Raw genomic sequence first — 20,310 nt, 5'->3', positions numbered from 1 at the left:
TCTCCTGCGCACGCTCGGGCTGGACCGGTCCGCCGGCACCCCGCCCCGCACCGGACCCCACATGCTCATCCGCCTCGGTTACGAAATCCGCTACCGGTTCGCGCAAGCGACGCCGATGCTGGCGATGCTGGACATCCACGACAGCCGCCGCGACGACATCGTTGCCGCAACCGCCTTGCACAGCGTGCCGGCGCTGCCGTTGCACCGTTATCGCGATGGCTTCGGCAACCGCTGCACGCGCCTGCAGGCGCCCGCCGGAACGCTGACCCTGCGTGCCGATGCGGTGGTGCGCGACAGCGGACTGCCGGACCAGTACCGCTACGACGCCGCACAGACCCCAGTGGAGCAGTTGCCCGACGACACCCTGGTGTATCTGCTCGGCAGCCGCTACTGCGAGACCGACCTGCTCAGTGGCATGGCCTGGGAGCTGTTCGGCGGCACGCCGCCCGGCTGGGCACGGGTACAGGCGATCTGCGACTACGTGCATACGCGCATCGCCTTCGGCTATGCCCATGCCTGCGCCACCAAGAGCGCCGCGCAGGCGCTGCAGGAAGGGCGCGGCGTGTGCCGCGACTTCGCGCATGCGGCGATCGCGCTGTGCCGCTGCATGAACATCCCGGCGCGCTACTGCACCGGCTATCTGGGCGACATCGGCGTCCCGGTCTCGGACGCACCGATGGATTTTTCCGGCTGGTTCGAAGCCTTCCTCGACGGGCGCTGGTACACCTTCGATGCACGCCACAACGTGCCGCGCATCGGCCGGGTGCTGATCGCGCGCGGCCGCGACGCCGCCGACGTGGCGATCAGCACCACCTTCGGCGACAACGTGCTCGAATCGTTCGTGGTGTGGACCGACGAGACCAAGCAGGCACAGCTCGACACGCGCCCCTGCGCAGCGACCGGTGCCATCACCGCCGCCGGATGCGAACCCGGCAACGCGCTGACCTGCTGAATCATTGCAGTGGACGGTGCCGCCATGCGCAGCACCGCCCTTCCGTGAACGCGCTATGCAGCCGCGCGCGGACTCAGGCGAAGCCGTCGGTGGCGCGCACCAACGCGTCGACGTTCTCGGGCTCGAACGCGGAATGGCCGGAGGCCGGGGTGATCTGCAGCGTCGCCTTCGGCCAGGCCTTGGCCAGGTCCCAGGCATTGGCCAACGGGCAGACCACGTCGTAGCGGCCGTGCACGATCACCCCGGGGATGTCGGCGATGCGGTGCGCATCGCGCAGCAACTGATCCTCGACCTCGAAGAAGCCGCCATTGACGAAGTAGTGGTTCTCGATGCGGGCGAAGGCCAGCGCGAAGTGCGGGTCCTCGTGGCTGTCGACGAAATAGGCGTCCACGTGCAGGAAGCTGGTCGCGCCTTCCCACACGCTCCAGGCCTTGGCCGCGGCCAGACGGGTCGCCTCGTCGTCGCTGGTCAGGCGCCGGTGGAAGGCCGAGATCAGGTCGGCGCGCTCCACCGCCGGGATCGCCGCGACGTAGTGCTCCCATGCGTCCGGGAACAGGCGGCTGGCGCCTTCCTGGTAGAACCACTCCAGTTCCCAGCGACGCAGCATGAAGATGCCGCGCAGCACCAGTTCGGTGACGCGCTCCGGATGGCTCTGCGCGTAGGCCAGCGCCAGGGTCGAGCCCCAGCTGCCCCCGAACACCTGCCAGCGGTCGATGCCCAGGTGCGTGCGCAGCCGCTCGATATCGGCGACCAGGTCCCAGGTGGTGTTGTCGACGAGGTCGGCATGCGGCGTGGAGCGGCCGGAGCCGCGCTGGTCGAACAGCACGATGCGGTACCTGGCCGGATCGTGGAAGCGGCGCATCTTGGCGTTGCAGCCGCCGCCGGGACCGCCATGCAGCAGCACCACCGGCTTGCCGTGCGGATTGCCGCACTGTTCGTAGGACAGGGTATGCCGTGCGTCCACCGGCAACATGCCGCTGTCGAACGGCTCGATCTCGGGATACAGCGTGCGCATGGCGACTCCTGCGGGAAAACCGCGATTCTACCCATGCGCGCCACTTGAGCGGCGCTGACCAGCAACGGCCGGCCGCGAACGGACCTGGCGCAGCGCCGATCGGCCAACCGGGGTCGGGATCAACCGATCGCCGGCGCGCCTCTGCCGCCAGGGGCGTCCTGCAACCGCTGCTGCGCTTCCATGGCCAGGTGCTGCGCGCGCTGCTGGTTGAACGCCTGCGTCTGCTGCACCGTCTCGTGCATCGGTGAAGGCGCCTGCGCCACGTCGGTGGCGGCGCGAAAGCCCGGCGTGGTGCCGGACACCCACAGCGTGTCGCCGGCCATCTGCACCCGGTCGATCTTGTCGGCGCCGGCGATGCCGGCCTGCTTGGCGCCGAGCATCGCCTGCGCGACGTGCGCATCGTCGATGCGCGTCGGTACGTCCCTGCGGATGCGCGCGAACATGGCCTGATCGGACGCAGACAGCGCACCCAGCGTCTGCGCACGCTCATAGGTTTGTGCGGCCGACGGTGCCATGTGGGCTCCGGAGGCAGGCGTCGCCGCCGCCCCATGCGGATGCGCCGCTGCTGGCGCCTGCGGCTGCGCGGGCGCGGCGGCCGGCGCGCTGCGCTGGAACCACTGCCCGGGATGGATCAGCGTGTCGTAGGCCTGGCCAGCCACGTGCTTGGCCGCGTCGATGCCCTGCGCGGCGGTCTGCCTTGCGCTCTGGTACGCCTGCGTGCCTACCCGCGCGGCGCTGTCGGCCGCTTGCTTCGCCGCATCATAGGCACTGGTGGCCGCACGTCCAGCTTGCGCAACGCCTTCGGTCACTACGTGTTTGGACGCGTCGTAGGTCTGCGTGACAGTGCGCTCGACATGCTCCACACCGTTTATGACCACGTGCTTCGCCGCACCGTAGGTTTGAGTGGCCGCGCGCCCAACCTGCTCCGCGCCTTCAGTCACCACATGCTTCGCGGCGTCGTAGGTCTGGGTGGCGGCACGACCGACCTGCTGGGCGCCTTCGGTCACCACGTGCTTGGTTGCGTCGTAGGTTTGCGCCACCGCACGTTCGGCCCGGTCGATCCCATCGGAGACCGCCTGCTTGCCGAGCTGATACGTCTGCGTGGCGGTTTTCGCCGCGACCCGCGCGCCATCGTAGGCATCGACGATGTGATTGGCGACGTTAGCCACGCCCGCCTGGAAGCGAGGATCATGGATCCGCTCCACCACGGCGTCGGCAGCCGCATGCGCGCCTCGCTCCACGGCGCCTTTGGCCGATTCCAGCCCGCCGCCCACCCACCGCGCCGCCGCATCCGCACCTTGACCGTGCAGACGGGCGGCTTCGCCCACCACATGTCCAGCCAGCGGCGCAACCGGGATGAAGGGCGCGGTAAGGCGCCCCCCCTCCCGCGCCACGATCGCGATACGTTCGTCCAGCGCTTGCACGTAGCGACCGCCGGCGCGCACGGCATCGGCACCGTGTTGCAGGCCGTCGGCAACCCCGCGCACGGGCGCGCCACGCGCGATGGTGTCGCGAATGGCGGGATCGGCGTTGAGCACGAGGTACTCGTTGAGTTGCCTCCGCAGATTCGGCGACAGTTGGCCCTGCCCGTCGTTCCCGCGCATCTGCCGCAGCGACTCGGACAGTTCGGCGCGTGCGAAGGACACATCGCTGCCGAAGCGGTCGATGGCGTCCTTGTTCGCCGCGTAGCGCTGCGTCGCTTCCTGGAAGCGCTGGGGTTGCAGGATATTGTCCGGACTGTCGCTGCTGAAGTGCTGCTGGCCGCCGTGATCGCTCAGCCGCATCGCGATCAGCGCGTTTGGCGGCGCCGACCCGGGCGGCGCATCCAGGTAGCGGCCGGCCCGCAGGCTCTGGATGTCCTCTTCGCTGGCCAGCGACACCACCTTGCCGACATGCGGACTGGCCGCGCTCACCACGTCGCCGGCCATGCGGTAGTTGGTGAGCTGGAAGCCCGGCTGCGGCGGGCCATCGATCATGTCCGCCGCGCCGAAGCCGTTGTAGGTGGCGCCGCGCAGGCCATATTTGGCGGCCTGGAGTTCCGCCAATGCGCCGCCCAGGGAGTGGCCGGCAGCGAATATCTGGGTTTTCGGGATGCCCTGCGCAGCCGCTTTGGCGATCATCTGCGCTGTAAACGCGTCGGCCGCAGACTTCTGCGCGTTGACGGTATCTCGCACCATCTTTGCATCGACGGCGATGTCCTGCAGCGTCGTCAGCGCGTGGTCCGCTTTTTCCGAAACACTCTTACCTGAAAATAGACCAGGATCAGTACCTCGGTACGCGACAATAACATTGTGAGGCGACGCAACGCTTTGATACGCAGTTGCGTGAAAGCCGGTAGCCGGATCACTGGCATAGCCAAATATCTTATAATCCTGACCATCTAGAGAAACATATCTATTGTTATCGCCCACATCACGCTGTGATCGGTTGGCATACGAGTCATTACTTGCATCAGCTAACGCTTGATCAATGACTTTCATGACTTGACTTCCTTAACAGTGATCGTCACTGGGAAATAAGCATCAGGGTCTTTAAGAACCTCGGGATCGTCAGACTGGAACTCTAGCGCACCATAGGGAACCAAAGCAGGATCCCCATAAGAACTATTCTTGAAATAGCTTTTCCCACCACCCTCGCGCAAGATTTTTTCCAACAACCCTCCCCAACCGAATTTCACACCCTTGCCAATCGCGCTAACACCCACACTTGTCACATCCCAGTGGCAAACCCCGAGATTGAAATAATCTTCATCCAGCAGGGCATCGCGATAAAAATATCCCTTCCATGTGTGGTCATCCACCTGGACCATAGGAATATCGAGCCCGGTGTTAGGCACATGCTGCTCGCCAAGAACTGGCATCATCGGCACACAATTCTTATTGATGACGTCATATCCAATGTAAGCACCCTTGAAAGAATCCCACGGTCCCGGCGCATTTGACGTGGCGATGACCTCGTAGCGCTTGACCGGATGCGGATTCAGATGCCCGGTCGCACCGTCGTTGCCAACATCGATACCTTTCGAACAACCGGCGGCGGTCGCGGCCAGGGGCATAATGGCGGCAGCGGCCAGGTGGTGCAGTTTCATCGTATCGTCCTCGGGGGGATAGGCCGCAGGCAGCGCGGCAGTGGGGTCTGGTGGCAATGGCAGTCTCGGCTTGCGCCAGGGCGCAATCGGCACCCCGCCACGCGGCAGCGCGCCGAGCCTGGCGTAGACGTCCGCATTGATGCTGCCCATGTCGCGCAGGAGTTGCGCATCGCGCATCGTGCGGGCGCGTGGACGATAGGGATTGTCGCTGTACGTGCTCTTTTCGTCGCTCATCGCGCCACCTCTCCTTTATCAAGACTCCAAGTTGCGACTGCGATCTTACTCGCTGGAAACCATGTCGCCACTGCCCATCGCGCGAAGGGTACAAGTGAGATCCTGACCCACATCCATGGCCCGGATTTTCCTGATGAATCGCCATCGGGCTCTGATACCGGCATGCGGCAGCGTCAGGTATTGGTTACATAACTGACTGGAAGCCTGTAGCTGAGCCACTGGAAAAGCCGAAAACCCAGTAGCGCCTCTCACCTGAATGCACCTGCTTCTTGCAGCGATATCGCTTCGAGGACGATTCACATACGCGTCGTTGGCCGCATCGGCAACCGCTTGATCAATCCCCTTCACGGCTGGGCCTCCCTGACAGCGAGGGTGACAGAGAAATACGCGTCCGGATGCTGTAGCACTTCAGGATCAGCAGGATCGAAATCCTGTGCCCCGTAAGGGACCAGGGACTTATCCCCATGCGCGACCTTCTTGAAATACCTGGTCCCTCCACCTTCGCGCAGAATCTTCTCCATAGAGCCGCTCCACGCAAACCTTAGGCCCTGAGCAATCGCACTGGCGCTCACGCTCGTGACGTCCCAATGGCACACCCCAAGCTTGAAGTAATCCTCATCCTGCAGCGCATCACGGTAGAAATACCTCTTCCACGTATGGTCGTCTACGCGGGTCATCGGAACGTCGAGTCCGGTATTGGGGACTTGCTGTTGACCAATGAAGGGGATCATCGGAACGCACTTCTTATTGACGACGTCCTATCCGATGTAGGCGCCCTCGAACGCATCCCACGGCCCCGGCGCATGGGACGTGGCGATGACCTCGTCGCGTTTGACCGGGTGCGGATTCAGATGCCCGGTTGCGCCATCGTTGCCGACGTCGATGCCGTTGGAGCAGCCCGCGCCAGCCACGAGGATGGCAGCCACAGCGAGTGCGCGCAGGATTCTGAGACGGGGCCTGCGACGAGCGGTCACGCCGGCAGGGATCCACGCACCCTCGGCATGCCGCGCACCCGTCTGTGCCACGGCGGGCGTGGGCGGTACGCGCATCGCATTCGAAAGGCGACTGAGGGTGAACATTGCGGGTCATCCATGTCCGGCATCATTACCCACGCACCATACCCCGGCGCCGGCGGGTCAGGCCAGCGGCTGGCGCCCCAGCGTGACCCGATCGCGCGCTTCCAGGTCCTGGTGGGTCGCCGCCTCGGCGAAGCCGGCTGCCTCCAGCAGCGCGCGCACCGCCGGGCCCTGGTCCCAGCCGTGTTCCAGCAGCAACCAGCCGCCGGGCAGCAGATGCGCCGGCGCATCGGCGACGATCCGGCGCAGATCGTCCAGGCCGTCGGCACCGGACGCCAGGGCGCTGGCCGGTTCGTAACGCAGATCGCCCTGCTGCAGGTGTGGGTCATCCTCGGCGATGTACGGCGGGTTGCTGGCGATCAGGTCGAAGCGCTGCCCGGCCAGTGGGGCCAGCCACGGGCCCTGGACGAAGGCGACGTTGCCCAGGCCGTGGGCATGCGCATTGGCCTGCGCCACCGCCAGCGCCTCCGCACTGAGGTCGGTGGCCGTCACCTGCGCCTGCGGCCGCTCGCTGGCCAGGGCCAGGGCGATGGCGCCGCTGCCGGTGCCGAGGTCGGCGACCCGGCGGCCCGGTGCCAGGTCCAGTCGCTCCAGCGCCAGTTCCACCAGCCGCTCGGTGTCCGCGCGCGGGATCAACGTGGCCGGTCCGACCGCCAGGTCCAGGGTCCAGAAGCCGCGCCGGCCGGTCAGGTAGGCCACCGGCTCGCCCTGTGCACGCCGGGCGAGCAGCGCCTGAAACCCATCCGCCACCTCGTCCGCCAACGGATCGCGGGCGTGCGCGAACAGCCACGCACGGTCGCGTTGCAGGGCGTGCAGCAGCAAGGCTTCGGCATCGCCGCGCTCGACCTGGGTGCAGGCGTCGCGCATCAGGGATTCGGGGGTGGGCGCATTCATCGCTGTCACGATGACGCAGCGAGCGCGGAAAAGCCAACGTGGTAGAACGGACCGACGCCCATGCGCCCTGGGCGGCTGACGCGCTGTTCGCGCGGCAGTGCAGCAAAGAGCCAGGCTTGGGAATCGATAGAGGAAACCTATCTATTCAATTCCATCAATCGATTTGAGGGATCTATCGGCGCCCCCTATCATGAGCCTCGTTCCATCCCCCGACCCCTATTGCAACCACGAGGAAACTCCATGTCGTCTTTGATCAACACCCAGGTCCAGCCGTTCAAGGCCAACGCCTACCGCAATGGCGAATTCATCGAAGTCACCGACGCGGACCTGAAGGGCAAGTGGTCGGTGCTGATCTTCATGCCGGCCGCCTTCACCTTCAACTGCCCGACCGAAGTGGAAGACGCCGCCGAGCATTACGCCGAGTTCCAGAAGATCGGCGCCGAGGTCTACATCGTCACCACCGACACCCATTTCTCGCACAAGGTGTGGCACGAGACCTCCCCGGCGGTGGGCAAGGCCCAGTTCCCGCTGGTCGGCGACCCGACCCACCAGCTGACCCGCGCCTTCGGCGTGCACATCGAGGAAGAAGGCCTGGCCCTGCGCGGCACCTTCGTGATCAACCCGGAAGGCGTGATCAAGACCCTCGAGATCCACGACAACGCGATCGCCCGCGACGTCACCGAGACTCTGCGCAAGCTCAAGGCCGCGCAGTTCGTCGCCTCGCACCCGGGCGAGGTCTGCCCGGCCAAGTGGAAGGAAGGCGAGAAGACCCTGAAGCCGTCGCTGGACCTGGTCGGCAAGATCTAAGCCGCCCGCGCTCCCATCTCCGCCTCGCGGCGGGGGTGGGGGTGAACCGCAGCCGGCATCGCGCGCCGGCGCCGGCTGCGGTTCATCCCTCCTCCCTCTTCGCGGCGCGCTGCTCCGGCAGCGTGCCTCCCCCTCGCTTTGCCCAACGTCAGGAGTCCGCCATGTTGGATGCCGATCTGAAAACCCAGTTGAAGGCCTACCTGGAGCGGGTCGTCCGGCCCATCCACATCACCGCGTCGGTGGACGATGGCGCCAAGTCGCACGAGATGCTCGACCTGCTCGAGGACCTGGTGCTGCTGTCGGACAAGATCACCCTGGACGTGCACCGCGACAGCGGCGAGCGCGCGCCCTCGTTCGCGCTGAACAGCCCCGGCCACGACATCCACCTGCGCTTCGCCGGCCTGCCGATGGGCCACGAGTTCACCTCGCTGGTGCTGGCGCTGCTGCAGGTCGGCGGCCATCCGTCCAAGGCCACCGCCGAACTGATCGAGCAGGTGCGCAACCTGCCCGGCGAGTACCGCTTCGAAACCTATTTCTCGCTGTCCTGCCAGAACTGCCCGGACGTGGTGCAGGCGCTGAACCTGGCCGCGGTGCTGAATCCGAACATCCAGCACGTGGCGATCGACGGCGCGCTGTTCCAGGACGAGGTCGAGGCGCGGCAGATCATGTCGGTGCCCACCGTGTACCTCAACGGCGAAGTCTTCGACCAGGGCCGCATGACCCTGGAGCAGATCGTGGCCCGGCTCGACACCGGCGCGGCCAAGCGCGATGCGGCGGCGATCGCGGCCAAGGCGCCGTTCGACGTGCTGGTGGTCGGCGGCGGTCCGGCCGGCGCGGCGGCGGCGATCTACGCCGCGCGCAAGGGCATCCGCACAGGCGTGGCGGCCGAGCGCTTCGGCGGCCAGGTGCTGGACACCATGGCGATCGAGAACTTCATTTCCGTGCAGGAGACCGAAGGCCCGAAGATGGCCGCGGCGCTGGAGCAGCACGTGCGCCAGTACGACGTGGACATCATGAACCTGCAGCGCGCCGAACAGCTGGTGCCGGCCGGTGCCGATGGCCTGGTCGAGGTCAAGCTGGCCAACGGCGCCTCGCTGAAGAGCCGCACGGTGATCCTGTCCACCGGCGCGCGCTGGCGGCAGATGAACGTGCCCGGCGAAGACCAGTACCGCAACAAGGGCGTGGCCTATTGCCCGCACTGCGACGGCCCGCTGTTCAAGGGCAAGCGCGTGGCGGTGATCGGCGGCGGCAACTCCGGCGTGGAAGCGGCGATCGACCTGGCCGGCATCGTCAGCCACGTCACTCTGGTCGAGTTCGACAGCAAGCTGCGCGCCGACGAAGTCCTGCAGCGCAAGCTGCGCAGCCTGGGCAACGTCGACATCCTGGTCAACGCGCAGAGCACCGAGGTGCTGGGCGACGGCCAGAAGGTCACCGGCCTGGTCTACAAGGACCGCGTCGGCGGCGATGTGCATCGCGTGGCGCTGGAAGGCATCTTCGTGCAGATCGGGCTGCTGCCGAACACCGAGTGGCTGCAGGGCACGGTGGCGCTGTCGCCGCGTGGCGAGATCGTGGTCGACGACCGCGGCCAGACTTCCCTGCCGGGCGTGTTCGCCGCCGGCGATGCGACCACGGTGCCGTACAAGCAGATCATCATCGCCATGGGCGAAGGCTCCAAGGCGGCGCTGAGCGCGTTCGACCACCTGATCCGGCACAGCGCACCGGTCGCCAGCGGCAGCGTGGCCGAAGCGGCCTGATCCGCATCCGTCCCGCGCCGCTTCGCCGGCGCGGGACCAGGGCGTGCGGTCTCCACCGCGCGCGCCCATCTGTCTCGTCGCCAAGTGCGCAACACGCTCTATGCTGTGACCCTGCGTCACCTCCCGCCGCTGCGTTCCGAGGAACCCGCTGATGAACCTGCGTGATCTGAAATACCTGGTGGCGCTGGCCGATCACAAGCATTTCGGGCGCGCCGCCGCGGCCTGCTTCGTCAGCCAGCCGACGCTGTCCACGCAGATCAAGAAGCTCGAGGACGAACTGGGCGTGCCGCTGGTCGAGCGCGCGCCGCGCAAGGTCATGCTGACCCCGGCCGGGCGCGAGGCCGCCAGCCGCGCGCGCGGCATCGTCGCCGAGATCGAGCAGATGAAGGAGGCGGCGCGGCGCAGCCAGGATCCGGAAGCCGGCACCGTGCGCCTGGGCATTTTCCCGACGCTCGGCCCGTATCTGCTGCCGCATGTGATCCCGCGCATCCGCGCGCGCTTCCCGCAGCTGGAACTGCTGCTGATCGAAGAGAAGAGCGACGTGCTGCTGACCCGCCTGCGCGAGGGCCGGCTGGACGCGGCGCTGCTGGCGCTGCCGTTGCACGACGAGCAATTGCATGCCGAATTCCTGTTCGAGGAACCGTTCGTGCTGGCGGTGCCCGAGCAGCATCCGCTGGCGCGGCGGCCGACCCCGCTGACCATGGACGAACTGCACGCGCAACGCCTGCTGCTGCTCGAGGACGGGCACTGTCTGCGTGACCAGGCGCTGGACGTGTGCCACCTGTCCGGCGCGCTGGAGAAAGCCGAGTTCCAGGCCACCAGCCTGGAGACGCTGCGGCAGATGGTCGCCGCCAACGTCGGTGTGACCCTGCTGCCGCTGCTGGCGGTGCAGCCGCCGGTGGCCAATCCGCCGAACCTGCGCCTGCTCTCGTTCGCGCCCGACGGCGGGCCGAGCCGGCGCATCGCCATGCTGTGGCGGCGCAGTTCGGCGATGGGCGCGTTCCTGCAGCAACTGGCGCACCTGTTCGGTGCACTGCCCGAGGAGCTGTTCACGCTGCCGGCGCAGGCGTCGCTGCCGGACCAGGCGCCGCGCCAGGTGGCCTGAACAGGCCGACCGGCCGCGACGTCGCATCGGCGCCGGCTTGCTTGCACAATGGGAACGGGGGCGGCGCGGTGCCGCCTCCGTTCGTTGTGCCATCCAACCGGAGCCTGTCCATGACCTCGCAACACCACAGCGGCCTGCCGCCCTCGTTGATCGTCTCCAGCCGCGACCTCGCGCGCCTGGAAGCCCTGCTCGACTCCCCTGCCTTGCACCAGCACCCGGCCGCGCAAGCGCTGGGCGCAGAACTCGACCGCGCCACCGTGATGGCGCCCGACCAGATTCCCCCCGGCATCGTCACCATGCATTCCCGCGTGGAGTGCGAAGACGAACTGCACGGCGAACGCCATCAGCTGACCCTGGTCTATCCGCACGAAGCCGATGCCGCGCATGCGCGCATCTCGGTGCTGGCCCCGGTCGGCAGCGCCCTGCTCGGCCTGGCCGTGGGCCAGTCGATCGACTGGCAGGCGCCCGGCGGACGCCCGCTGCGCCTGCGCGTAACCGCGGTGCAGCGCGCCGACGACGACAATGCGCGCGCAGCGCGTTAACGTGCGCGGCCCTATCCTTGTTCCCACTCGTTCCCGAGAGATACCGATGACCTCTTCCGCCCCCTCCAAGCTCGCCCAGTTGCGCGAGTTGTCCGTGGTCGTGGCCGATACCGGCGACTACGACGCGATCAAGCGGCTCAAGCCGGTGGACTGCACCACCAACCCGACCCTGGTGAAGAAGGCGCTGGACCTGCCGGTCTATGCCGACCTGATCGACGAGGCGCTGGCCTGGGCGCGCGGCCAGGACGGCGACCACGCCGCCCTGGTCGACGAGATCGCCGACCGCCTGACCATCGGCGTCGGCGCCAAGCTCAGCGCGCTGGTGCCCGGCCGCGTGTCCACCGAGGTGGACGCCGACCTGGCCCACGACACCGCCGCCACCATCGCCAAGGCGCACAAATTCATCGCCATGTACGCCGAGCGCGGCATCCCCAAGGACCGGATCCTGATCAAGGTCGCCGCAACCTGGGAAGGCATCGAGGCGGCGCGGCAGCTGCAGCAGGACGGCATCGACTGCAACCTGACCCTGATCTTCAACCGCACCCAGGCCCTGGCCTGCGCCGAGGCCGGCGTGTTCCTGATCTCGCCCTTCGTCGGCCGCATCCTCGACTGGTACGTGGCCAAGGGCCAGACCCCGGCGACCATCGACGAGGACCCGGGCGTGCAGTTCGTGCGCGGTGTGTACGACGAGTTCAAGCGCCGCGGTTCGCAGACCGTGGTCATGGGCGCCTCGTTCCGTTCCACCGCGCAGATCGAAGCGCTGGCCGGCTGCGACCGCCTGACCATCTCGCCGGACTTGCTGGAGAAGCTCGACGCCGACCACGGCCCGCTGCCGCGCAAGCTCTCGCCCGGCCAGGCCGACGGCGCCAAGATCGAGCCGATCGACGCCAAGCGCTTCGCCGCCGACCTGGCCGCCGACCTGGCCGCCGACCCGATGGCCACCGAAAAGCTGGCCGGCGGCATCGACACCTTCGCCAAGGACCTGCAGACCCTGCGCGACACGATCCGGCACAAGCTGGCCGGTTGAGTGTTGCCTGCACCCCAAGCGCGGTGATGCTGCGCTTGGGTTGCCGGGAAGAGGGAAACGGGAATGGGGAATTGGCCAAGCGGGTGCGCCTCTCGCCGCCGTTTTCCCGCCCGATCAGATGTCGTCGCTACAGGCGCTTGCGCTGCGCGATGCGCACCAACCACGAACGCCAAAACAGGCGCAGCCACAACGCGTATCACCCATGGCGCTTTCGACGCCCCGTTGGCGCGGCCGCAACTTTTCCCAGGCTATGCTGCGCGCCCGAGTGCAGAGGCAAGGCAATGGCAACGATCGCAGTGGTGATGGTGGACGGCGTGGCGGACTGGGAGATCGGCACCATCCTGCCGGCGGCGCGGGCTTGGTTCGGCGATACGATCCAGATCGCCAGCATCGACGGCAAACCGGTTACCTCGATCGGCGGACTCGACTTGCACCCCACCCATGCGCTGTCGGACCTAGCGCCACTGGACGCCGACCTGTGGCTGCTGCCCGGCAGCGACCGCTGGCAGGCCGGCGAGATTCCGGGCCTGAGCGCGTTGCTGCAGCAGCGCCTGGAGACTGGCCGCGGCGTCGCGGCGATCTGCGGCGCGACCCTGGCGCTGGCCTACGCCGGCCTGCTCGATAGCCGCCCGCACACCAGCAATTCCGAAGCCTTCCTGCGCGAGCACGCCGGCGTCTACGCCGGCAGCGCGCATTACCAGGAGCGCCGCGTGGTCAGCGCCGGCGGCCTGATCACCGCCCCCGGCACCAGCCCGGTCAGTTTCGCCGAGGAATGCCTGCGCCTGCTGCACCCCGAACGCGAGGAGCAGATCGCGCAGATGCGGCAGATGTTCGCGGCCGAGTTCGTGTAACGCGACCAGTGCCACCTGTCATGCAGACGGCGGCGGCGCCACATGACTACACTTGTCGTCACACACTGTGAGGTACGCCATCGGCGGCTGAGCGCGGCGTCGCGATCGACCCTTGGCGGGCGTGACGCAACGGCGGTCACGCATGCCAGCGCGCCAGCAGGGTGCTTCCACGACGTCGACAGGATAAGGCGCATGCGCGGATGGATGGCGCGTTATTTGTTTTCGCTGGCGCTGGCCGCCGCCAGTGCCACCGGCATGGCCGCCACACCGGCACCGACCCGGATCGCGATCCTGGGCGTGGAGCACGCGGCGCAACTGGTTTCCGAACGCGACCAGCCGGGCGTGCTAGCGGCGTTCCTGGAGCAACTCGCGCCGGACGCGATCTGTATCGAACGCCCGCCGGAGCAGGCGGCGCGCGGCGATTACTACGAATACACCTACGAGGTGCAGGGCGTGATCCTGCCGTACGCCGCGGCGCATCCGGTCGCCCTCTGTCCGATCGACTGGATGCCGCCGGTGGAGGACGCCAGGCTCGGCTTCGGCGTGGACCTGGACACCCCGCTGGAACTGCGCCGCGAGCAGGGTTTCCAGGGATTCCTGTCGTTCCCCGACAAGGCCACCCTGCAGCGCGACTTCTTTGCGGCGGATGCGGCCGAGAACGTGGCCGCGGTGCAGAAGTGGGCGCAGACGCCGGCGCAACGTGCCGACCAGGACCTGCCGCGACGCCTGTACCTGTACCGCACCTTCCTGCAGGCCCAGCGCATCCGCGCCGCGGCGCTGGCGCACCCGGGCAAGACCGTGCTGGTCGTGGTTGGCTATTTCCACAAACCGGACCTGGAGGCGATCCTTGCGCACGACCCGGCGATCGCGCTGGTGCAGCCGTCCACACTGGGGCGCCCCACTGCGGACGCGGTCGCGCGCGCCACCACCGCGACGCAGCGCGCCGCGATCCTCGCCTTCAACCTGCTCGGCACCCAGGCCGAGACCGGCAACGTCGACTGGGCATGGATGAGCCGCGTCCTGGCTGCCTACGCCGCCGACGCGCCGGCCGCCGAAACGGCGCTGTTGCGGATCCGCCTGGCCCTGCTGAGCGGCCAGCTCGCACCGGCCGAAGCACGGCGGCGCTACGCACGGCTCGCCGAGGAAACTCCAGCCGAGCTGGCATTCGGCTGGACCGGCGTGCAGGACCGCACCCGCGTGGATTCGTTCTTCGATCCCTTCGGCAATCTGACGGTCCGCCAGCGCGCGACGCTGGAACTGGCACGCACCGACTACGCGCTCGGCCGCAGCCGCGACGGCGATGCGGCGATCGTGCGGCTCAAGGCCGAGCTGTCGCCACGTAAGGCGCTGCAGTTGTCCGGCTATGCGGCACGGCTGCGGCCCGCCGCCGACAAACCCGACACGAGCATCGCCAAGTAGGCAGGCGGCGTCGGCCGATGGGCGCTGCTGCGTCCCGGCGCAGTTCAGTCTCGTTTATTGAGAGCGTGCCGTGGCTTCATGCCCCCGAGTTCAGCCCAGAGGCGCGTCATGTCACTCGTCGAGTTCGCAAGCCGCTACAGCAACCTCGCCGGCGTCATCGCAGCAGCCGGAGCCCTTCCCATGTTTTTTCTGAAATGGAGGACCGGCTTTCTCAGTCTCTCCGTGAAACGCACGCAACGCCTTTACGCGCTTTCCCTGGATGGTGCCTGGCGCGCTGCGGATGCGGCTGCGTTGCAAATCGCGGTCGGCAATGCCATCGGCGGCAATCTCGACGGCGACGAAATCAGGATCGCGTTGGAACGCAGCAATGCAGCAAAGGTGCTGACTTACTGCAAGATGGCCAAAGGCATGATCGGGGTGTCGAACGACAAGTCGCACTTCGTGCCCAAAGGGATCTGGAAATCAGCCAGGAGCTATCGAAAAGGAGCCATTGCGCTATACGCGGCCGCAATCGTGCCCTGGTTGCTTGCACCGGCCGCCTTCAATCTCTTTGCGCCATCCAACCAGAGTGCTGGTGGTATTGCGCTGGCGATGTTGCTATCGACCCTCGTCCTGGCATGGCTCTCCGCGTGTGCGGAAGCCGCTTACCGTCTCACGAGCGACTTTGATCGGAGATACCCCAGGCTCCAGCCGCTCCCAGCCAGCAAAGGACGGACGAGGGCAGCGCGCAAGAAGCGTGCTGGCGCGCCGCAGCCGAGCGCGGGTCGGCCGCGGCGCAACCTCCGCGTTGAGACTCAGGCCTCCAGCCCGATAGGACAACTCACTCCGGTCCCGCCCAGCCCGCAGTAGCCGCCGGGGTTCTTGGCGAGGTATTGCTGATGCTCGTCCTCGGCGTAGTAGAACGGCGGCGCCGGGAAGCGGATCTCGGTGGTGATGGGGCCGTAGCCGGCAGCATCCAGGCGCTGCTGGTAGGCGTCGCGGCTGGCCAGCGCGGCCTCGTACTGCGCCTGGGTGGTGCAGTAGATCGCCGAGCGGTACTGGGTGCCGGTGTCGTTGCCCTGGCGCATGCCCTGGGTCGGGTCGTGGCTTTCCCAGAAGGTCTGCAGCAACTGCTCGAAGCGCACGGTCTGCGGGTCGAACGCCACCAGCACCGCCTCGGTGTGACCGGTCTGACCGGAGCACACTTCGCGATAGGTGGCATTAGGCGTCTCGCCGCCGGCGTAGCCGACCGCCGTGCTGAACACGCCGGGCAGCGACCAGAACTTGCGTTCGGCGCCCCAGAAACAGCCCAGGCCGAACTGCACCTGCTCCAGGCCGGCAAAGGCATCGCGCAAGGGGTGGCCATTGACGAAGTGACGGTTGTGCAGCGGCAGCGGCTGCGCGCGTCCCGGCAGGCTCTCGCCCGGGCGCGGCAGGCGCTGCTTGAAGGCACCGATTCCCAACATGGCATGGACTCCTGGCAGCGACGACGATGTCGTGTGGATGGCGCTGCCGGAGTCCGCTTTCAAGTGCGCCCGACCACCGCGGCGGCGGTGACAGGCGCGACGTTCACTTCGCTGCGGCGCTGGCCGTGGCGGCGGCGACCGGTTCCGGCATCGCCGAGCTGTGGTGGTTGATGATCAGCCAGCGCCCGTCGCGCTTTTCGTAGACGAAGGTGTAGCGCGCCTGCACCTGGCGGGTGCTGCCGTCAGGATTGTTCAGGGTGAAGGTGTAGACGCCGGCGTCGACCGCGCTGTCGTCGTCGAGCAGCCGCACCTGGCGGTAGTTGATGGCCCCGCGCGGCTTGGCGGCGAGGAAGTGGCTGAAGTAGTCCTCGATCTCGGCGCGGCTGGCGCGGACCTGGTTGGACACGGTCGGCAGCAGCACGCCGTCGCGGGCGTACAGGTCGGCCACGCGCTGCGGATTGCCGGTGGCCAGCGCCGCGTTCCAGCGGTCGAACAGGCCGGCGATCTCGCGTTCGGCGCTGCTGGCCGGCGTCGCCGGCTCGCCGTCGTAGTGCATCGCCGGCGCGGCCAGCGCGGTGGAGGTGGTGGTCAGGCCCAGTGCCAGGGCGAACAGGATGCGACGCATGGGAAGTCTCCGTGTGCTGAGGGGATGCCGTCTCGGGGCGAAGCGAGTATCGGCAGCGGCGGCTTGCGCAACATCCGCTGGGCGGCATATCCTCGAATATGCCGTTCGGCATACGGAGACGCGCCCGTGCACCCTCCTTCCAATGCAGGCCAGTGGCGTGAGGCACTGCGCCGCGACGCCGCCGACGCGGCGCGCTGGCAGGCCGTGGCCGCCGCCGCGGCGGCGCTGCGCGAGGCCGGCGATGCCGCGCAGGCCTCCGCGCACGTCCTGGTATCTGCCAGCGGCCTGGTCGCGGCCCCGCACGCCGCGGTGTTGGCGGTGCGGGGCGCCCGCTGCCTGGTGCTGGCCAGCCAGGGCGATGCGTTGCCGCCGGGCGCCAGCGTCGCCGTCGAGGCGCCAGCGCATGCGTGGCGCCTGCGCGGCGATGCCGCCAACGAGGCCGGCGAACTGTGCCTGCCGATCGCCACGCTGGGCGTGCCGCTGGGCATGCTGTGCCTGGGCTGGGACGCCCGCACCGTCCCGGCACCGGAGGACGTGCAAGCCCTGTCCGCGATCGCCGCGCTGCTGGCGCCGCTGGCGGCCGAACCGCCGCGTGCGCCGCGGCGGCGCAAACCGGCGCAGGCCGACCGCCTGGCCGTGCTCAGCGCGCGCGAGCGGCAGGTGCTGGCGCTACTGTCGCGCGGGCTGACCAATGCCGCACTCGGCGCCGAACTCGGCATCAGCGCCGGCACCGCCAAGGTCCACGTCGAGCGCATCCTGCACAAGCTGCAGGTGGCCGACCGCACCCAGGCCGCGGTGGTCGCAGTGCAGGCGGGGGTGGCGCTGTGAGGGCGCTGGCGCGGCGCTGGAACGACTGGCCGCTGACCCGCAAGAGCCTGGCGCTGGTGGCGCTGCCGCTGTTGCTGCTGGTGGCGGCGCTGGTGGCGATCTACAGCGTGGAGCGGCAGAACATCGCCGCCGAGAACGACGTGCGCCGCACCCTGCAGTTGCTCAGCGATTTGCACGAGGCGCATGCGCTGCTGGCCGAGACCGCCGCTGGCGTGCGCGGCTACCGGCTGGTGCGCCAGGACGCGTTCCTGACCCCGTACCGCGACGCCGAGCCGCGGCTGAAGACCGTGGTGCAGCGCCTGTCGCAACGCATCACCGACCCGCGCCAGGCGCAGCGCTTCGCCCGCATCCAGCCGCTGTTCGAGGAGAAGATGCAGGGCTGGCGGCGGCTGCTGGCGCCGGACCTGAGCCGCGAGGAAGAGATCCGCCAGCTGCGCGAGGGCAAGGTCACCCTCGACATCCTGCGCGCGGAACTGCGCGAGCTGCGCAACTACGAGACCGCGCAGTTGCAGGTGCGTACCGCCAAGGCGCAGGCGCTGCGCCAGCGCAATCTGCTGATCACCCTGTGCGCGGCGATGCTGGGCGGACTCGGCGCGGTGCTCGCGGTGGCCTGGTTCGCCTCGTCGCTGTCGCGACGCCTGCGCCAGCTCTCGGCCAATGCCGACCGCCTCGGCGACGGCCGGCCGCTGGCGCCACAGCCGCCGGCCGGCGACGAACTGGGCCAGGTCGCGCAACGCCTGCAGCAGGCCAGCACCCTGCTCGCCGCGCGCGCCGAGGAAGCGCAGTCGGCGCGCCGCGAGGCCGAGAGCGCCAACCGCGCCAAGACCGAATTCCTCTCGCGCAGCAGCCACGAACTGCGTACGCCGCTCAACGCCATCCTCGGTTACGCGCAGGTGCTGGAGATGGACCTGCCGGGCGCGGCGCAGCGCGACCACCTGCAGCACATCCTCGGCGCCGGCCGACACCTGCTGGGACTGATCACCGAACTGCTGGACATCGCCCGCATCGAGGCCGACCAGCTCGACCTGAGCCCGCGCCCGGTGCCGGTGCATGCCGCACTGGAAGAGGCGCTGGGCCTGGTCGCACCGCAGGCGCAGGCGCGCGGCATCGTGCTGCGGCCGCCGCAGTTGCCGCCGGAGTGGACCGTACGCGCCGACCCGCAGCGGCTGCGCCAGGTGCTGATCAACCTGCTGTCCAACGCGATCAAGTTCAACCGCCCGGGTGGCGCGGTGTGGGTGAGCGCGGTGCCCGAAGGCCAGTCCCTGGCGCTGAGCGTGCACGACCAGGGCCACGGCCTGACGCCGGCGCAGGTGGAACGATTGTTCACGCCGTTCGAGCGGCTCGGCGCCGAGCGCTCGGCGATCGAAGGCACCGGTCTGGGTCTGGCGCTGAGCAAGCGCCTGACCGAGGCGATGGGCGGGCGCATCGCCGTGGACAGCGGCGCGGACGGATCGCGCTTCACCATCGCGCTGCCGCTGGACCGCCCACAGGCAGCGGCACTGCCTGACCCCGCCGTGATGGCGATGACGGCGAGCGGGATCCAGCGCCAGTTGCTGAGCGTGGAGGACAACCCGTCCAACCAGGCGCTGATCCGCACCCTGGTCGAACGCCGCCCGCACTGGCGCCTGCACGAGGCCGCCAGCCTGGCGCAGGCGCGCGCGCATCTGCAGCAGGCCACGCCCGACCTGATCCTGCTCGACCTGCACCTGAGCGACGGCAACGGCGAGGACCTGCTGCAGGCGCTGCGCGCGCAGCCGCACACCGCGGCGATCCCGGTGGTGGTGATCAGCGCCGATGCCACCGCGACCACGCTGGCCCGCGTGCAAGGCGAGCCGGTGTGCGCCTACCTGACCAAGCCGCTGGACGTGGCCGACTTCTTCTCCGTTCTGGACCGACACCTCGCATGACCCGCAACGATGTCCTCGCCGCGCGCATCCTGATCGTCGACGACGAACCGGCCAACGTGCGCCTGCTGGAAGAACTGCTGCAGCGCGAAGGCTTCCGCCAGGTGGTGGCGACCACCGACCCGCAGCGGGTGCTGGGCCTGGTCGCGGCGTTCGCGCCGGACCTGATCCTGCTCGACCTGATGATGCCGGAGCTGGACGGCTACGCGATCCTGGAACAACTGGCGCGCCTGGCCGGCCCGTCCAGTTTCCTGCCGGTGATCGTGCTCACCGCCGACCCCAGCCGCAGCGCCCGCCACCGCGCCCTCGGCCTGGGCGCCAAGGATTTCCTGACCAAGCCGCTGGACACCTTCGAAGTCGCCCTGCGCGTCTGGAACGTGGCCGAGACCGTGGTGCTGTTCAAGCGCCTGGGCGGCCTCGCCGTGGCGGATGCCGCGCCGCCGGGTTGGCTGACGGCCGGGATTGGGGATTAGGGATTGGGGATTCGCAACGGCAGCCCCCCCGCTTTTGCCAATCCCCAATCCCGACTCCCCAATCCCTAATCCCTGTCCCGCACATTTTTGACGCCCAGCACCACCGCAAGCACCACTGCACCGGCCACGATACCCACCACCGCATTGCCCACCGCAAGCACCAGGCTGCCCAGGCCGCCGGTCGGTGCGATCGCCTGGATGGCGTGGTGCAGCGGGCCGATGCTGTGCACCAGGATGCCGCCGCCGACCAGGAACATCGCCGCGGTGCCGG

Annotated in this window: 20 protein-coding genes and 1 pseudogene; 12 read left to right on the top strand and 9 right to left on the bottom strand. The window is 68.3% G+C overall.

Annotated elements, in window-relative coordinates; translation table 11 throughout:
- Positions 1 to 61 precede the first annotated feature (61 nt).
- The gene (locus CEK66_RS18630) at positions 62 to 952 is read left to right on the top strand and encodes a transglutaminase family protein (protein ID WP_152237897.1); all 891 of its coding nucleotides are present in this window, start codon (positions 62 to 64) and stop codon (positions 950 to 952) included.
- A gap of 73 nt (positions 953 to 1,025) precedes the next feature.
- On the opposite strand, the gene pip is transcribed toward CEK66_RS18630, so the two are convergent.
- The 6 genes from pip to prmC form a co-directional block, all read right to left on the bottom strand.
- Complete coding sequence (gene pip / locus CEK66_RS18625) at positions 1,026 to 1,967, bottom strand: prolyl aminopeptidase (RefSeq protein ID WP_152237896.1); 942 nt, start codon at positions 1,965 to 1,967, stop codon at positions 1,026 to 1,028.
- 119 nt (positions 1,968 to 2,086) lie between these two features.
- Positions 2,087 to 4,447 (bottom strand): hypothetical protein, encoded by a 2,361-nt coding sequence (locus tag CEK66_RS18620; RefSeq protein ID WP_152237895.1) that lies wholly within the window; start codon positions 4,445 to 4,447, stop codon positions 2,087 to 2,089.
- Positions 4,444 to 5,289 (bottom strand): hypothetical protein, encoded by an 846-nt coding sequence (locus CEK66_RS20460; RefSeq protein WP_193312711.1) that lies wholly within the window; start codon positions 5,287 to 5,289, stop codon positions 4,444 to 4,446. The genes CEK66_RS18620 and CEK66_RS20460 overlap by 4 nt, the downstream gene beginning before the upstream one ends.
- Before the next feature lie 344 nt (positions 5,290 to 5,633).
- A complete protein-coding gene (locus CEK66_RS20730) occupies positions 5,634 to 6,020 on the bottom strand; it encodes a hypothetical protein (protein WP_226977747.1) in 387 nt (128 codons plus the stop codon).
- A gap of 27 nt (positions 6,021 to 6,047) precedes the next feature.
- The gene (locus CEK66_RS20725) at positions 6,048 to 6,368 is read right to left on the bottom strand and encodes a hypothetical protein (RefSeq protein WP_226977746.1); all 321 of its coding nucleotides are present in this window, start codon (positions 6,366 to 6,368) and stop codon (positions 6,048 to 6,050) included.
- Between the two features lie 57 nt (positions 6,369 to 6,425).
- A complete protein-coding gene (gene prmC, locus CEK66_RS18605; protein ID WP_152237894.1) occupies positions 6,426 to 7,259 on the bottom strand; it encodes a peptide chain release factor N(5)-glutamine methyltransferase in 834 nt (277 codons plus the stop codon).
- Positions 7,260 to 7,499: 240 nt separating this feature from the next.
- On the opposite strand from prmC, the gene ahpC reads away from it, so the two are divergent.
- The 8 genes from ahpC (at position 7,500) to CEK66_RS18565 (ending at position 15,613) form a co-directional block, all read left to right on the top strand.
- Positions 7,500 to 8,066, top strand: a complete 567-nt coding sequence (gene ahpC / locus CEK66_RS18600; RefSeq protein WP_010341941.1) for an alkyl hydroperoxide reductase subunit C — start codon at positions 7,500 to 7,502, stop codon at positions 8,064 to 8,066.
- Between the two features lie 161 nt (positions 8,067 to 8,227).
- Positions 8,228 to 9,820, top strand: coding sequence for an alkyl hydroperoxide reductase subunit F (gene ahpF, locus CEK66_RS18595; RefSeq protein WP_152237893.1), 1,593 nt, complete (start codon positions 8,228 to 8,230; stop codon positions 9,818 to 9,820).
- Between the two features lie 151 nt (positions 9,821 to 9,971).
- Positions 9,972 to 10,925: a LysR substrate-binding domain-containing protein gene (locus CEK66_RS18590; RefSeq protein WP_152237892.1), complete on the top strand. Its 954-nt coding sequence runs from the start codon at positions 9,972 to 9,974 to the stop codon at positions 10,923 to 10,925.
- Positions 10,926 to 11,035: 110 nt separating this feature from the next.
- Complete coding sequence (gene rnk, locus CEK66_RS18585) at positions 11,036 to 11,467, top strand: nucleoside diphosphate kinase regulator (protein ID WP_017915104.1); 432 nt, start codon at positions 11,036 to 11,038, stop codon at positions 11,465 to 11,467.
- 46 nt (positions 11,468 to 11,513) lie between these two features.
- Positions 11,514 to 12,494 (top strand): transaldolase, encoded by a 981-nt coding sequence (locus CEK66_RS18580; protein ID WP_152237891.1) that lies wholly within the window; start codon positions 11,514 to 11,516, stop codon positions 12,492 to 12,494.
- Positions 12,495 to 12,775: 281 nt separating this feature from the next.
- Positions 12,776 to 13,345: a type 1 glutamine amidotransferase family protein gene (locus CEK66_RS18575; RefSeq protein ID WP_152237890.1), complete on the top strand. Its 570-nt coding sequence runs from the start codon at positions 12,776 to 12,778 to the stop codon at positions 13,343 to 13,345.
- A 204-nt stretch (positions 13,346 to 13,549) separates the two neighbouring features.
- Complete coding sequence (locus CEK66_RS18570; RefSeq protein WP_226978683.1) at positions 13,550 to 14,764, top strand: hypothetical protein; 1,215 nt, start codon at positions 13,550 to 13,552, stop codon at positions 14,762 to 14,764.
- Positions 14,765 to 14,872: 108 nt separating this feature from the next.
- Positions 14,873 to 15,613, top strand: a complete 741-nt coding sequence (locus CEK66_RS18565) for a hypothetical protein (RefSeq protein ID WP_152237888.1) — start codon at positions 14,873 to 14,875, stop codon at positions 15,611 to 15,613.
- On the opposite strand, the gene msrA is transcribed toward CEK66_RS18565, so the two are convergent.
- A complete protein-coding gene (gene msrA, locus CEK66_RS18560) occupies positions 15,559 to 16,209 on the bottom strand; it encodes a peptide-methionine (S)-S-oxide reductase MsrA (protein WP_150410396.1) in 651 nt (216 codons plus the stop codon). The genes CEK66_RS18565 and msrA overlap by 55 nt on opposite strands.
- 103 nt (positions 16,210 to 16,312) lie before the next feature.
- Positions 16,313 to 16,834 carry an SgcJ/EcaC family oxidoreductase gene (locus tag CEK66_RS18555; protein WP_152237887.1) on the bottom strand — a complete coding sequence of 174 codons (522 nt, stop codon included), beginning with the start codon at positions 16,832 to 16,834 and terminating at the stop codon, positions 16,313 to 16,315.
- Positions 16,835 to 16,960: 126 nt separating this feature from the next.
- On the opposite strand from CEK66_RS18555, the gene CEK66_RS18550 reads away from it, so the two are divergent.
- Genes CEK66_RS18550 through CEK66_RS18540 form a run of 3 tightly spaced genes read left to right on the top strand, consistent with a single transcriptional unit; the run spans position 16,961 to position 20,039 of the window.
- Positions 16,961 to 17,662, top strand: a complete 702-nt coding sequence (locus CEK66_RS18550) for a helix-turn-helix transcriptional regulator (RefSeq protein WP_152237886.1) — start codon at positions 16,961 to 16,963, stop codon at positions 17,660 to 17,662.
- Positions 17,659 to 19,569, top strand: coding sequence for an ATP-binding protein (locus tag CEK66_RS18545; protein ID WP_152237885.1), 1,911 nt, complete (start codon positions 17,659 to 17,661; stop codon positions 19,567 to 19,569). Before CEK66_RS18550 ends, CEK66_RS18545 begins: the two co-directional genes overlap by 4 nt.
- Positions 19,566 to 20,039, top strand: a complete 474-nt coding sequence (locus CEK66_RS18540) for a response regulator (RefSeq protein ID WP_152237884.1) — start codon at positions 19,566 to 19,568, stop codon at positions 20,037 to 20,039. Before CEK66_RS18545 ends, CEK66_RS18540 begins: the two co-directional genes overlap by 4 nt.
- Positions 20,040 to 20,104: 65 nt before the next feature.
- Here the strand turns inward: CEK66_RS18540 and CEK66_RS18535 are convergent.
- A pseudogene (locus CEK66_RS18535) lies at positions 20,105 to 20,310 on the bottom strand (DUF808 domain-containing protein); the annotation flags it as partial.

Origin of the sequence: Xanthomonas sp. LMG 12460, from assembly GCF_009192895.1 — a bacterium.
Lineage (GTDB): Bacteria > Pseudomonadota > Gammaproteobacteria > Xanthomonadales > Xanthomonadaceae > Xanthomonas_A > Xanthomonas_A sontii.
The sequence above is the reverse complement of the archived record's forward strand: the minus strand, read 5'-3'. Positions and strand labels throughout refer to the sequence as shown.

Bases quoted from the DNA above. Each gene is read 5' to 3' on its own strand.
- CEK66_RS18555 (WP_152237887.1), bottom strand. From the start codon at position 16,834: ATGCGTCGCATCCTGTTCGCCCTGGCACTGGGCCTGACCACCACCTCC.
- msrA (WP_150410396.1), bottom strand. From the start codon at position 16,209: ATGTTGGGAATCGGTGCCTTCAAGCAGCGCCTGCCGCGCCCGGGCGAG.
- CEK66_RS18580 (WP_152237891.1), top strand. From the start codon at position 11,514: ATGACCTCTTCCGCCCCCTCCAAGCTCGCCCAGTTGCGCGAGTTGTCC.
- CEK66_RS18570 (WP_226978683.1), top strand. From the start codon at position 13,550: ATGGCGCGTTATTTGTTTTCGCTGGCGCTGGCCGCCGCCAGTGCCACC.
- CEK66_RS18540 (WP_152237884.1), top strand. From the start codon at position 19,566: ATGACCCGCAACGATGTCCTCGCCGCGCGCATCCTGATCGTCGACGAC.
- CEK66_RS20725 (WP_226977746.1), bottom strand. From the start codon at position 6,368: ATGTTCACCCTCAGTCGCCTTTCGAATGCGATGCGCGTACCGCCCACG.
- CEK66_RS20730 (WP_226977747.1), bottom strand. From the start codon at position 6,020: ATGATCCCCTTCATTGGTCAACAGCAAGTCCCCAATACCGGACTCGAC.
- prmC (WP_152237894.1), bottom strand. From the start codon at position 7,259: ATGAATGCGCCCACCCCCGAATCCCTGATGCGCGACGCCTGCACCCAG.
- CEK66_RS18630 (WP_152237897.1), top strand. From the start codon at position 62: ATGCTCATCCGCCTCGGTTACGAAATCCGCTACCGGTTCGCGCAAGCG.
- ahpF (WP_152237893.1), top strand. From the start codon at position 8,228: ATGTTGGATGCCGATCTGAAAACCCAGTTGAAGGCCTACCTGGAGCGG.
- pip (WP_152237896.1), bottom strand. From the start codon at position 1,967: ATGCGCACGCTGTATCCCGAGATCGAGCCGTTCGACAGCGGCATGTTG.
- CEK66_RS18565 (WP_152237888.1), top strand. From the start codon at position 14,873: ATGTCACTCGTCGAGTTCGCAAGCCGCTACAGCAACCTCGCCGGCGTC.
- rnk (WP_017915104.1), top strand. From the start codon at position 11,036: ATGACCTCGCAACACCACAGCGGCCTGCCGCCCTCGTTGATCGTCTCC.
- CEK66_RS18620 (WP_152237895.1), bottom strand. From the start codon at position 4,447: ATGAAAGTCATTGATCAAGCGTTAGCTGATGCAAGTAATGACTCGTAT.
- ahpC (WP_010341941.1), top strand. From the start codon at position 7,500: ATGTCGTCTTTGATCAACACCCAGGTCCAGCCGTTCAAGGCCAACGCC.
- CEK66_RS18575 (WP_152237890.1), top strand. From the start codon at position 12,776: ATGGCAACGATCGCAGTGGTGATGGTGGACGGCGTGGCGGACTGGGAG.
- CEK66_RS20460 (WP_193312711.1), bottom strand. From the start codon at position 5,289: ATGAGCGACGAAAAGAGCACGTACAGCGACAATCCCTATCGTCCACGC.
- CEK66_RS18590 (WP_152237892.1), top strand. From the start codon at position 9,972: ATGAACCTGCGTGATCTGAAATACCTGGTGGCGCTGGCCGATCACAAG.